Source organism: Novosphingobium silvae (assembly GCF_009856825.1).
Taxonomy (GTDB): domain Bacteria; phylum Pseudomonadota; class Alphaproteobacteria; order Sphingomonadales; family Sphingomonadaceae; genus Novosphingobium; species Novosphingobium silvae.
This window is the reverse complement of sequence record NZ_WVTD01000001.1, coordinates 321,429-334,051: the sequence shown is the minus strand read 5'-3', so window position 1 is coordinate 334,051 and position 12,623 is coordinate 321,429. Positions and strand designations below refer to the sequence as shown.

The 12,623-nt window shown below is 67.0% G+C and carries 8 protein-coding genes; 2 read left to right on the top strand and 6 right to left on the bottom strand.

All coding sequences use genetic code 11. The annotated features are described in order from the left end of the window. Positions 1–44: 44 nt before the first annotated feature. A complete protein-coding gene (locus tag GR702_RS01650; RefSeq protein WP_160984203.1) occupies positions 45–2,306 on the top strand; it encodes an NADP-dependent malic enzyme in 2,262 nt (753 codons plus the stop codon). An 84-nt stretch (positions 2,307–2,390) separates the two neighbouring features. On the opposite strand, the gene GR702_RS01645 is transcribed toward GR702_RS01650, so the two are convergent. The 3 genes from GR702_RS01645 to polA all read right to left on the bottom strand — a co-directional run bounded on the left by GR702_RS01645 (position 2,391) and on the right by polA (position 8,419). Further along, positions 2,391–4,379, bottom strand: a complete 1,989-nt coding sequence (locus GR702_RS01645; RefSeq protein WP_337192493.1) for a TonB-dependent receptor domain-containing protein — start codon at positions 4,377–4,379, stop codon at positions 2,391–2,393. Positions 4,380–4,480: 101 nt separating this feature from the next. Beyond that, complete coding sequence (locus tag GR702_RS01640; protein ID WP_160984202.1) at positions 4,481–5,389, bottom strand: LysR family transcriptional regulator; 909 nt, start codon at positions 5,387–5,389, stop codon at positions 4,481–4,483. 159 nt (positions 5,390–5,548) lie between these two features. Then, positions 5,549–8,419, bottom strand: a complete 2,871-nt coding sequence (polA, locus tag GR702_RS01635; RefSeq protein ID WP_160984201.1) for a DNA polymerase I — start codon at positions 8,417–8,419, stop codon at positions 5,549–5,551. A 225-nt stretch (positions 8,420–8,644) separates the two neighbouring features. On the opposite strand from polA, the gene GR702_RS01630 reads away from it, so the two are divergent. Then, positions 8,645–8,971, top strand: a complete 327-nt coding sequence (locus GR702_RS01630; protein ID WP_160984200.1) for a hypothetical protein — start codon at positions 8,645–8,647, stop codon at positions 8,969–8,971. Between the two features lie 101 nt (positions 8,972–9,072). Here the strand turns inward: GR702_RS01630 and GR702_RS01625 are convergent, their stop codons facing one another. From GR702_RS01625 to groES, 3 genes are all read right to left on the bottom strand, one after another. Then, complete coding sequence (locus GR702_RS01625) at positions 9,073–10,155, bottom strand: serine hydrolase (RefSeq protein WP_160984199.1); 1,083 nt, start codon at positions 10,153–10,155, stop codon at positions 9,073–9,075. 391 nt (positions 10,156–10,546) lie between these two features. Further along, positions 10,547–12,190 (bottom strand): chaperonin GroEL, encoded by a 1,644-nt coding sequence (gene groL, locus GR702_RS01620; protein WP_160984198.1) that lies wholly within the window; start codon positions 12,188–12,190, stop codon positions 10,547–10,549. Between the two features lie 52 nt (positions 12,191–12,242). Next, positions 12,243–12,530, bottom strand: coding sequence for a co-chaperone GroES (groES, locus tag GR702_RS01615; RefSeq protein ID WP_160984197.1), 288 nt, complete (start codon positions 12,528–12,530; stop codon positions 12,243–12,245). Positions 12,531–12,623: the final 93 nt, after the last annotated feature.

Genomic DNA, 12,623 nt, shown 5'->3' with positions numbered 1-12,623 from the left:
CGAGAGATTGGTTAGGGCCCGAGGCGAAACCGGGAGATCACGCTTTGTCCGATAAGTCCAAGGTCCAGTTCACCGAGCGCGAGGCGCTGTTCTATCACCAGACCCAGCGGCCGGGTAAGATCGAGATCATCGCTTCCAAGCCGATGGCGACGCAGCGCGACCTTAGCCTCGCCTATTCGCCGGGCGTTGCGGTGCCGGTGCAGGCCATCGCCGACGATCCCGCGACCGCGTACGACTATACCGCGAAGGGCAACCTCGTCGCGGTCATCTCGAATGGCACGGCGATCCTGGGCATGGGCAATCTCGGCGCGCTGGCATCGAAGCCGGTGATGGAAGGCAAGGCGGTGCTGTTCAAGCGCTTCGCCGACGTCGATTCCATCGACATCGAGCTTGCCAGCGAAGACACCGAGGCGCTGATCGAGGCCATCGCGATGATGGAGCCCAGCTTCGGCGGCATCAACCTGGAAGACATCAAGGCGCCCGAGTGCTTCATCATCGAGCAGGCCCTGCGCGAGCGGATGAACATCCCGGTCATGCACGACGACCAGCACGGCACCGCGATCATCGCGGCGGCGGGCCTCATCAACGCCTGCCTCATCACCGGGCGCAAGCTGGACGAGATCAAGGTGGTGGTGAACGGCGCGGGCGCATCGGCGCTTGCCTGCACCTCGCTGATCAAGTCGATGGGCGTGCGCCACGAAAACGTGCTGGTGTGCGACACGCGCGGCGTGATCTATCCGGGGCGTGAGCGCGTGGACCAGTTCAAGTCCACCCACGCGGTCGCCACCGACAAGCGCACCCTGCTCGATGCGATCGAGGGCGCGGACGTGTTCCTCGGCCTCTCGGCCAAGGGCGCGGTGACGCAGGACATGGTGAAGCTGATGGCGCCCGAGCCGATCATCTTCGCGATGGCCAACCCCGACCCGGAGATCACTCCGCCCGAGGCCAAGGCCGTGCGCCCCGACGCGATCGTCGCCACCGGCCGCTCGGATTATCCGAACCAGGTCAACAACGTGCTGGGCTTCCCCTTCATCTTCCGCGGCGCGCTCGACGTGCGGGCCACCGCGATCAACGAGGAGATGAAGATCGCGGCTGCCACCGCCATCGCCGAGCTGGCGCGCGAGCAGGTCCACGAGGATGTCGCCGCAGCCTATGGCGAGGCGCAGCAGTTCGGGCGCGACTACATCATTCCCGCGCCGTTCGACCCGCGCCTGATGGAAGTGGTGCCGATGGCGGTCGCCAGGGCGGCCATGGATTCGGGCGTGGCGCAGAAGCCGATCGAGGACTTCGAGGCCTACCGCGACCAGCTCAAGGCGCGGCTCAATCCCACCACTTCGGTGCTCACCCGCGTCTACGAGCAGGTCCGCGCCAATCCCAAGCGGATGATCTTCGCCGAGGCCGACAACGAAGTGGTCCTTCGCGCCGCGATCCAGTACCGCGACTTCGGCTACGGCGAGCCGGTGCTGGTGGGCCGCAGCCAGGTTATCCTCGACAAGATGGCCGAGCTTGGCGTGCCGAACCCCGAGAGCTTCCACATCGAGAACTCGATGGTGTCCGAACACGTCGCCCCGATGGTGGAGATGGTGTACGAACGCCTCAAGCGTCGCGGCTTCCTGCAGCGCGACGTGCAGCGCATGGTCAATACCGACCGCAACATCTTCGCCTCCGGCCTGCTGAAGCTGGGCGTCGGTGATGCGATGGTCACCGGCATGACCCGCCCCTTCGCACAGACCATCAAGGAAGTGCGGCGGGTGCTCGATCCGGCCGAGGGCAAGCTGGCCTTCGGCATCCACATGCTGGTGGGCAAGAACCACACCGTGTTCATGGCCGACACCACGATCAACGAGCGTCCCGATGCCGCGCAGCTCGCGGTGATCGCCAGGGAGACCGCCGCAGTCGCCCGTCGCCTCGGGCACGAGCCGCGCGTCGCCTTCCTCAGCTATTCCACTTTCGGCAATCCTTCGGGCAAGTGGCTGGAGCAGACCCGCGAGGCGATCCGCATCCTCGACGAGGAGCAGGTGGACTTCGAGTACGAGGGCGAGATGGCGCCCGACGCCGCGCTCAATCCCAAGATCATGGCGCTCTATCCGTTCAGCCGCCTGTCGGCGCCGGCCAACGTGCTGATCATGCCGGGGCTGCAGTCGGCCAACATCTCGGCCAAGCTGCTCAAGGAGATCGGCGGCACCACCTCGATCGGCCCGATGCTGCTGGGAGCGGAGAAGCCGGTGCAGATCGTTCCGATGACCGCGATCGCGCCCGAGGTCCTGACCCTGGCCGTGCTGGCGGCCGCCGGCATCGCCGGCTGACAGCGCCGGTATCCTAAAGAAAAAGGAGCGCGGGAGGGGCATCCCTCTCGCGCTCCTTTTTGTTTCCTTGCGTGTCGGGCTTCCTCAGAAGCGGGCGGTCACGCCCATCCAGACGCGCGCCGGATCGATCAGGTAGCCGGCCTCGTCGTAGTCCAGCCGCTTGTCGAGCAGGTTCTGCACGCCGGCGTGGAAGGTGAAGTCGGGCGAGACCTTGTACGATCCGCCGATGTCCACCGTGGTGTACGAATCGACGACCAGGTTGTTGCCGCTGATCTGCGCCTCGGTGACGGCTTCCTCGCCCCGGAAGATGGCCCGCGCATAAGCGGAGAAGCGGTTGCCCGGCCGCCAGTTCAGCGAGGCGCTGGCCTGCTGCTTGGGCGTGTCGTTAAGCGCCGCGCCCGCGTTCGCGCCGGACAGCTGTTCGGAATCGGTAAGCGTGCCCGTGGCGTTGAAGCGCAGCGTTCCGGTGAGCTTCACGTCCACGGTCGCCTCGATGCCCCGAACCTTGGCCTTGTCGACGTTGACGTAAGTCGTTGGCGGGCGGCCCAGCGAGCTGACCGGCTCGTCGATGCACCATGCGCCCGCTTCCTCGCAGGTGATGCGGGTGATCTTGTCGTTGAAGCGGGTGTCGTAGGCGGTGAGGCTGGCCTGGAACCCGTTGCCTTCGTACATCGCCACCGCCTCGATCGTGCGCGAGGTTTCGGCCTCGAGGTCGGGGTTGCCGTAGATCGTGCCGCCGCGGCTGGTCTGGCCCCAGTCCGACAGGGTCTGGCGCAGGTTCGGCGCGCGGAAGCCCTGCGAGTAGCCGCCCTTCAGCGTGAAGCGCTCGGTCGCGTTCCAGACCGCGTAGATGCGCGGGGTCCAGTGCGCACCGTACTGCTCGTCGTTGTCGAGCCGGATGCCGCCGGTGAGGCGCAGGTTGTCGAGGATGGTCAGCTCGTCCTCAGCGAACAGCGCCCAGTTGGTGCGGCTCGCGCCGGTGCGGGTGGAGCCCGAGAGGCGGTTGCTGGTAAGGTCCGTCATGTCCTCGTTGCGGTAGAAGCCGCCAAGGCTCAGCATGTTCGAGGGCAGCGGCACCGACCAGATGGACTGCGCCACGGTGTTCTTGATGCGCTTCTCGCCCTCGACGTGCTCGGCGTCCTCGTACTGGACGTAAGTGTCGGACGAGGCGAAGCCCCAGCGCCCCTGGTGGCTGGCGGAGGCGACGTAGCGGTTCTGCGTCATCGTCGATTCGGTGCCGCGCGGTGCGGTCGCGCTGATCTCGACGGTCTTGCCTGCGGTGGCGAGCGTCTTCTGGCGGTAATAGCCGCCCTCGATCAGGAAGTCATGATCGGCACCGGCGGAGAAGCCGATCTTGCCGGCCAGGCTCTCGTCCTTGCGCTCGGGCGTGCCGCCGACCACGCGGTCCTCGGTGCGGCGGTTGATCGAACCCTGCAACTGCAGGCCGACGCCAGAGGTCACGGGCCCCGAGAGGTAGAAGTTGGCGTCGGCGAAGTTGCCGTAGTCATCCGCCAGCTGCATCGTGCCGTTGGCGCGCACGCTGCCGCGCCAGCTCGGCGCGATGCGGCGGGTGATGACGTTGACCACGCCGCCCATCGCATCCGAGCCGTAGAGCGAGGACATCGGCCCGCGCACCACCTCGATGCGCTCGATCGATTCGAGCGGAGGCAGTAGCCCGCCTTCCGAGATGGAGCCGCCGTTGGTACGCGATTCGCGGCTGCTCAGGCGTTTGCCGTCGACGAGGATCAGGGTGTACTGCGGGGACATGCCGCGAATGGAGATGTCGCGGCTGTTGCCTTCGCCGGGCGTCACGGTGACGCCCGGGATCTCCAGCAGCGCGTCGGTGACTTCGCGGTAGGGCAGGCGCTCGATGTCCTCGCGGGTGATGACGCTGATCGAGGCGGGCGCGTCCTTGACTTCCTGCTCGCGGCTCGTGGCGGTGACGACGATCGTCGAGGCGTTGGTCGCCTCGTTCTGCTCGGCGGCCTCGGCGGCGCGTGCCGGCGCCTGTTGAGCCATGATGGCGAACGTCAGCAACGCCGCGCCGCAGCGCAGCCTGGTCTTGTCGGACACGAGAACCCCCTTGAAACGTATGCAGTTGCTAATGCAAACAGATTGCAACAACGCCTTCGCTTGCGGCGGGGCCGAGGCCAACACTCAATTTCGGATATCGCCTATTCGGCGGGAACCATGCAGGCGGCGTTCAGCCGCTCCCGCAGCCAGGCGGATGCGGGATCGCGCTGGCTGCGCTCGTGCCACAGCAGCCAGTAGTCGAGCTTGCCGATCTCTTCGGGTGCGGGTCTTGCCGACAGTGCATTGCCCCGCGCGAAGCCCTGGAGCGCGCGTGAAGGCACGACCATGACGAGATCGCCCGCCAGCAGCAGGTCGGGGGCCAGCGCGAAGTACGGTACGCTCGCCGCCACCCGGCGTCCCTCTGCCGCCGGTCCGAGCACCATGGCAACCCGGTCGAGCTCGGCGTCGCTTACGGTCAGGCCAAGGTGCGGATGGGCAAGGAACGCGTCCAGAGAGACCGGCCCGTCCTCGACCGCAAGCGGGTGGCCGGGCCGGGTGACGCAGACGAAGCTGTCGCGAAAGAGGTGCAGCTGGTGCATCTGCGAGGCGTCGTGCTCGAGCCCGGAAATGGCGATGTCGATGTCGCCTTGGGCGAGCGAGCGGTGTGTTGCATGGTTGAGCGGCAGCACGTCGATCGCGATACCGGGCGCCTCTTCCCGCAGTGCTGCGAGAGCGGGAAGGATCACCGCCATGACGCCGAAATCGGTGGAGGCGATACGGAACCGGCGCTCCACGCCTGCGGGATCGAACGTGCGCTCCGTCAGCAGCGACGAGGTTGTGGCCACCCAGTCCGCCAGCTTGCCCACCAGCTCGTCGCCGCGGTGCGTGCGGATCATTCCCGCGCCCGAGCGCACCAGCAAGGGATCGTTCAGCGCCTCGCGCAGCTTTGCGAGCGAACGGCTGATGCTGGGTTGGCTGGTGCCGAGCATGAGCGCCGTGCCGCTGACGCTCTTGGTCTTGAGCAGCATGGCGAGCACGAGGAGCAGGTTGGGGGAAAGCGAGGGGATCATTGCGAGGGAGTTGCATTAGCATCTGCCCCTGCGCGCGACCAGCCTTGCGCCGCCGCGCGAAACACTTTGCAACGCGGCGGGCCGGTGGTCGCCCCCGGCACGGCCACCTCCTTTGCCGAAGCTGGCCGCGCCGCGCCGGGTCGTCGAAAGTGCCCGAAGCTAGTGCGCCGCGCCCCAGCTTGCCCCGAAGCCGATCTCCACGCCCAGCGGCACGTCGAGGCTGACGGCAGGCAGCGCCGCTTCGGCCATGACCTGCCGGATCACCGGCGCGGCGGCCTGCGCATCGCTTTCGGGCAGTTCGAACACGAGTTCGTCGTGGACCTGCAGCAGCATCCGCACGTGGCCGAGCCCTGCGGTGGCAAGCGCCGGGCCCATGCGCACCATCGCGCGCTTGATGATGTCGGCGCTGGTGCCCTGGATCGGCGCGTTGATGGCCGCGCGCTCGCTGCCCTGTCGCTCCGCCTGATTCTTCGAGTTCACGCGCGGGAACCAGGTCTTGCGGCCGAACAGCGTTTCGGAATAGCCCTTGGCGCGCACGCTCTCCAGCGTCTCGTGGATATAGCGCTGGATGCCCGGAAACCGCTCGAAGTAGCGGTCGATCATCGCCTGCGCCTCGTCCGCCCCGACGCCGAGCCGCCCGCCCAGCCCCCAGCGCGAGATGCCGTAGAGGATCGCGAAGTTGATCGTCTTGGCCCGCCCGCGCGTGTCGCGATCCACCGTGCCGAACATTTCCATGGCCGTGCGCGAGTGGATGTCCTCGCCGCTGGCGAAGGCTTCCTTGAGGCTGGGCACGTCGGCCATGTGGGCCGCAAGGCGCAGTTCGATCTGCGAGTAGTCGGCCGAGAGCAGCACATTGCCCGGCTCGGCCACGAAGCAGTCGCGGATCTGGCGGCCGATCTCGGTGCGGATCGGGATGTTCTGGAGGTTCGGGTCGGTGGACGAGAGGCGCCCGGTCTGGGCGCCGACAAGGCTGTAGCTGGTGTGGACGCGTCCCGTCGCCGGGTTGATCGCGGCCTGCAGCGCCTCGGTGTAGGTGGAGCGCAGCTTGGAGAGCTGGCGCCACTCCAGAACCTGCGTCGCCACTTCGGCGCCTTGCCCGGCCAGTCCCTCGAGCACCGACTGGTCGGTGGAATACTGGCCGCTCTTGCCCTTCTTGCCGCCCTTGTAGCCCAGCTTCTCGAACAGGATGTCGCCAAGCTGCTTGGGGCTGCCGATGGTGAACTCCTGGCCCACCTTGGCGAAGATCTCGCGCTCCAGCGCGCCGATCGCCTCGGCGAACTGGCTGGAGAGCCCGGCGAGCCGGTCGCGGTCCACCTTGATGCCGTGCCGCTCCATCTGCGCGACGACCGGGATCAGCGGGCGGTCGACCCGCTCGTAGATGCGCGTGCCGCCCTCAAAGGAAAGGCGCGGGCGAAGCTGGCTGTGCAGCCGCCAGGTGACGTCCGCGTCCTCGGCGGCGTATTGCGTGGCGCGGTCGAGCGGGACTTCGCCGAAGGGGATCGCCTTCTTGCCGGTGCCGCAGATGTCCTTGAAGGTGAGCGTGGTGTGCGAAAGGTGGCGCTGGGCCAGCTCGTCCATGCCGTGCCCGCCGCCGATCCCGTCGAGCGAGCGCCCGGCGTCGAGGCAGAAGCTGACGATCATCGTATCGTCCACCGGCGCCACGTGGATGCCGTGGCGCGCCAGGATGTTGATGTCGTACTTGATGTTCTGGCCGACCTTCAGCACCGCGTCGCTTTCCAGCAGCGGCTTCAGGCGGGCGAGCGCCTGGGCAATCGGCACCTGCTGCGGCTTCTCGGCGAACATGTCGCTGCCGCCGTGGCCGAGCGGGATGTAGCAGGCCTGGTTCGGGCCCACGGCGAGGCTGATGCCCGCAAGCTCGGCCCGCATCGCATCGAGCGCGGAGGTTTCGGTGTCGATGGCGACGAGGCGCGCGGCGGCGGCGCGAGCGATCCATTCGTCCAGCTGCGCCTCGGTGGTGACGCACTCGTAGGCCGTGCGGTCGATGGCGGGCCATTCGGGCAGGGGCTGGCGCGCCGCGCCTTCCGCTCCGCTCCCGCCCGTCCCTTCAGCGGCAGCCGTGACGCGCTTGGCCGGGTTCAGCTGCGTGGCGCGCTCCGGGCTGCCGGTGCCGCCATCCAGGCGCTTCAGCAGGCTGGTGAAGCCATGGCGGCCCAGGAATGCGGCGAGCGGCTCGGACGGGATCGCGTCGAGCCTGAACTCGTCGAGCGGCATGGGCAGCGTGCAGTCTTCCTTGAGCGTGACCAGCACCTTGGAAAGGCGGGCCTGCTCGGCCTGCTCGATCAGGCGCTCCTGCAGCTTGGACTTCTTCATCGAGGGCGCGGCGGCCAGCGCGCTTTCGAGGTCGCCATAGTCCTGGATCAGCTTGGTCGCGGTCTTGGGACCGACGCCGAAGACGCCGGGCACGTTGTCGACCGAATCGCCCATGAGCGCCAGCACGTCGCCCACCTTCTCGGGCGGCACGCCGAACTTCTCGATCACCTCTGGAATGTCGATGCGCTGGTTCTTCATGGTGTCCAGCATGTCGATGCAGCCGCCCTCTATCCCGTCATGGGGCTGGGCGCACTTGCCCACCAGCTGCATGAGGTCCTTGTCGGAAGAGACGATCGTCACGTCCCAGCCCCGCCGCGTGGCCTCGCGCGCGTAGGAGGCGATGAGGTCGTCCGCCTCGAAGCCCACTTCCTCGATGCAGGGAAGCGAGAAGGCGCGCGTCGCCTCGCGGATCAGGGGGAACTGGGGGACCAGATCCTCCGGCGGGGGCGGGCGGTTGGCCTTGTACTGGTCATAGATGTCGTTGCGAAACGATATCGAACTGGCGTCGAGGATCACGGCGAGATGCGTGGGGCCATCCGCCTTGTTGAGGTCCTCGGCAAGCTTCCACAGCATCGTCGTGTAGCCGTAGACCGCGCCCACCGGCGTCCCTTCCGGGTTGGTGAGAGGCGGCAGGCGGTGATAGGCGCGGAAGATATAGGCCGAGCCGTCGACGAGGTAGAGGTGCTGCTTGGAATCCATCGCCGTTCCCTAGCAGCGCCGGACGGATACGTCAGCAGCCCTGTCCATCGCACGGCCCGTTGCACGGCGATTGCGACCAGGCAGGAACCGCGCACCGTCGCAGGAGTTTCTGCCGGGCGCTTGAAACGCCGCGCGTGCTCTCGTACCCACGGCCCGCCCGATGAACGAGGCGCTCGCGGCGGCATGCCGACGGGGTTTCATCGCAGAGAAGAGGGATACACACTTATGCGCAAGATCGTTTTCGCCGCCGCAGCCACCGTGGCCGCCATGTCGCTCGCCGCCTGTTCGGAAAAGACCCAGGACGCCACCGAAGCGGTCGCATCGTCCGCCGGTGACGACATCGAGGCCGCCGCTTCCGACGTGGGCGACGCCATGGGCAACGTCGGCGACAAGGCTTCCGAGGCCGCCAACGATACTGCCGATGCCGCCAAGGATGCCGCCGCCGACGCCGAGAAGACCACGGACGACATCGCCGCCGACGCCGAGAAGGCCGCCAACGACGTCGCCAAGGAAATGGACGACCACACGGACGGCAACCCGCAGACCAACTGATCCGGGGGCACTGCCCGGAACGGAAAAGGGGCCTTTGGGGCCCCTTTTTTGTGCGTGGCGGTGAGAGGAAGCTCGCCGGCTCGAAACCCGGCGGCCGGTGCCTAGCGCGAGGCCGTGCGGGTCGGTCCTTCGGCGAGATAGCCGTTGTAGATCGTGCGGGCGATGCTGGCGATGCGCGCTTCGCGTCCCGGGCGCCCGCCCTGGCCGGTGACGTAGATGGCGACGGCGAAGACGCGCCCGTCCGGGGTCTGGATGATGCCCACGTCGCTGGACGTGTTGTTGAGCGAGCCGGTCTTGTGCGAGACCCTGGCTTCGGCGGGCAGGCCCGCGGGAATGCGGCGCCTGCCGGTGACGCAGCGGCTCATGGCTCCCATGATCACGCTGCGGCTCGATGGGCTCAGCCACTTGCCCTGGTAGATGCCCGAGAGCAGCTTGACCATGGCGAGCGGGGTGGCGCTGTCGCGCTTGTCGACGACGCGGGCCGGGTCGATCGCTCCGTCATCCCGCACCAGCGTCGCGATGTCGCGGTCGATGTGCCAGTCCTCGATCCCGGCGCGGTCGATCCAGGCGTTGACGGCCTTGGGGCCGCCCACGACCTTGAGCAGCGCGTCGGTGGCATAGTTGTTCGAGCGCGTGATCATCAGTTCGATCAGGCGCGAGGCCGTCATGTACTCGCCCGGACGAACCGGCGCGACGGCGCTCGAGAAGGGGCGCGAGGCGACCGGCACCATCAGCGGGAATTCGCTGGAAAGGCTCCACTTGCCCTTGTCGACGCCTTCCAGGAAAGTTGCCGCGATGGCGATCTTGCTGGTGCTGGCCATCGGGAACCGCTGGTTGCCCAGCACGTCGACCATGCGTCCGGTGGAAAGGTCCATCGCCGCCACGCCGATGCGGCCCTGCGAGGCATTGGCCACGGCGGCGAGTTGTTGGCCAAAAGGAGAGGAGTAGCTGCGCGGGCCGCGCTGCTCGGTGCCGAACAGATCGTCGAAGCTGTTCTGGATCTGGACCACCTGGTCGGTCGCACGCGACACCGGTGCCCCGACGGGCGAGGTCATCGGCACGACGTGCTGCGCCAGAGCGGCACCTTGTGGCAGAAGCGCAGCAGCGGCCGTTGCCGCCGCCACGGCGAGAAAGCGTCCGACGCGGCTCGCGCGTCGTGCAGGAAGTCGGTCTGCCCCGGTCATGCAGTCCCCACCTTATCTTGTCCAAGTTCCCAATCGGTTAACGGGCCAGCGACAAAACGCCAGAGTCGAGCGACGAAGCGCGTTCCACATGCGGCAATTTCCTGATTGCGCACATTCCTTTCACCAGCTGGTACGATTCTGGCGAAAGGACGTGAGGAGCTATTCGATATCGACATGCACCTTTCATGGTCCTGAACCGGGCAGCCCGCTGGCTGTTGCGGCGGGGAGACAGTGAGCAGGCACGCGGCCCTTGCCGCGCACGCGCCCAGATGCCCGGGGAAGCGGCCTCGGGTGGTCCGCGCGTGCCCACACCTCTTCCCGCGCAAGCGAAAGGGGCCGGGAGATCGCTCTCCCGGCCCCTTCCTGTTGGTCGCGTGGACGATGAGGTTTCTTAGAAGCCCATGTCACCCATGCCGCCCATGCCGCCGGGCATTGCCGGCATCGCGGGCTTGTCCTCGGCGCGCTCGACGATCGCGGCTTCGGTGGTGATCAGCAGGCCTGCGACCGACGAGGCGTCCTGCAGCGCGGTGCGCACGACCTTGGTCGGGTCGATGACGCCGGCGGCCTTCAGGTTCTCGTAGACTTCGGTGGCGGCGTTGAAGCCGATGCCTTCGTCCGACTGGTCGAGCAGCTTGCCCGCGACGACTGCGCCGTCGTTGCCGGCGTTCTCGGCGATCTGGCGAACCGGAGCCGCGATCGCCTTGCGGACGATGTCGATGCCGCGGGTCTGGTCCTCGTTGGCGCCGCTGAGGCCCTCGAGAGCGCGCGTTGCGTAGAGCAGCGCGGTGCCGCCGCCGGGGACGATGCCTTCTTCAACGGCAGCGCGGGTGGCGTGCAGCGCGTCGTCGACGCGGTCCTTGCGCTCCTTCACCTCGACTTCGGTGGCACCGCCGACCTTGATGACGGCGACGCCGCCGGCCAGCTTCGCGAGGCGCTCCTGGAGCTTCTCGCGGTCGTAGTCGCTGGTGGTGACTTCGATCTGGGCGCGGATCTGCTCGACGCGTGCCTTGATCTCGTCAGCCGAACCGGCGCCATCGACGATGGTGGTGTTGTCCTTGTCGATGGTGACCTTCTTGGCCTGGCCCAGCATGCCGAGCGTGACGCTCTCGAGCTTGATGCCGAGGTCTTCCGAGATCATCTCGCCGGCGGTCAGCGTGGCGATATCGCCCAGCATGGCCTTGCGACGGTCGCCGAAGCCCGGAGCCTTGACGGCAGCGATCTTGAGGCCGCCGCGCAGCTTGTTGACGACGAGCGTGGCCAGAGCCTCGCCCTCGATGTCCTCGGCGATGATGAGGAGCGGACGGCCCGACTGGACAACCGCTTCCAGGATCGGAAGCAGCGACTGCAGCGACGACAGCTTCTTCTCGTGGATGAGGATGTACGGGTTCTCGAGCTCGACCGTCATCTTCTCGGGGTTGGTGACGAAGTAGGGCGAGAGGTAGCCGCGGTCGAACTGCATGCCCTCGACAACGTCGAGTTCGAATTCGAGACCCTTGGCCTCCTCGACGGTGATGACGCCTTCCTTGCCGACCTTTTCCATGGCCTCGGCGATCTTCTCGCCGACTTCACGGTCGCCGTTGGCCGAGATCACGCCGACCTGAGCGATTTCCGAGGAACCGGCGACCGGGGTCGAACGGGCCTTGAGGTTCTCGACGACCTTGAGGACGGCGAGGTCGATGCCGCGCTTGAGGTCCATGGGGTTGGTGCCGGCCGCAACCGACTTCATGCCCTCGCGAACGATCGCCTGGGCGAGGACGGTCGCGGTGGTGGTGCCGTCACCGGCCTTGTCGTTGGCCTTCGAGGCCACTTCGCGCAGCATCTGCGCGCCCATGTTCTCGAACTTGTCCTTGAGTTCGATTTCCTTGGCGACCGAGACACCGTCCTTGGTGATGCGCGGAGCGCCGAAGCTCTTTTCGATCACGACGTTGCGGCCCTTGGGGCCCAGGGTCACCTTGACGGCATTGGCGAGAGTGTCGACACCGGCGAGAATGCGCTCGCGAGCGTCGCGCGAGAACTTTACGTCCTTGGCTGCCATTTTGAATTCCTTCAGTAAATCAGGGTGTGGTTTCGGTTATCAGGGGTTCGGCTCAGCCGATCACGCCCAGGATGTCCGATTCCTTCATGATCAGCAGGTCTTCGCCGCCGACCTTCACTTCGGTGCCTGACCACTTGCCGAACAGCACGCGGTCGCCGACCTTGACGTCGAGCGGAGTGACGGTGCCGTTCTCGGCGCGGGTGCCGGTGCCGACGGAGACGATTTCGCCTTCAGCGGGCTTTTCCTTGGCGCTGTCGGGGATGATGATGCCACCGGCCGTCTTTTCCTCGGCCTCGACGCGGCGCACGAGAACACGGTCGTGCAGCGGGCGGAAAGTCATTGGGGTGTCTCCCTATATCCAACGAACTGAAATTGGGGTTGGCACTCTACACTCGGGAGTGCCAACGGCGCTGGATATGGTCCGAGCCCGGCA

Excerpts from the sequence above, each read along its gene's own strand:
- GR702_RS01640 (WP_160984202.1), bottom strand. The coding sequence starts at position 5,389 with ATGATCCCCTCGCTTTCCCCCAACCTGCTCCTCGTGCTCGCCATGCTG.
- polA (WP_160984201.1), bottom strand. The coding sequence starts at position 8,419 with ATGGATTCCAAGCAGCACCTCTACCTCGTCGACGGCTCGGCCTATATC.
- GR702_RS01630 (WP_160984200.1), top strand. The coding sequence starts at position 8,645 with ATGCGCAAGATCGTTTTCGCCGCCGCAGCCACCGTGGCCGCCATGTCG.
- GR702_RS01625 (WP_160984199.1), bottom strand. The coding sequence starts at position 10,155 with ATGACCGGGGCAGACCGACTTCCTGCACGACGCGCGAGCCGCGTCGGA.
- groL (WP_160984198.1), bottom strand. The coding sequence starts at position 12,190 with ATGGCAGCCAAGGACGTAAAGTTCTCGCGCGACGCTCGCGAGCGCATT.
- groES (WP_160984197.1), bottom strand. The coding sequence starts at position 12,530 with ATGACTTTCCGCCCGCTGCACGACCGTGTTCTCGTGCGCCGCGTCGAG.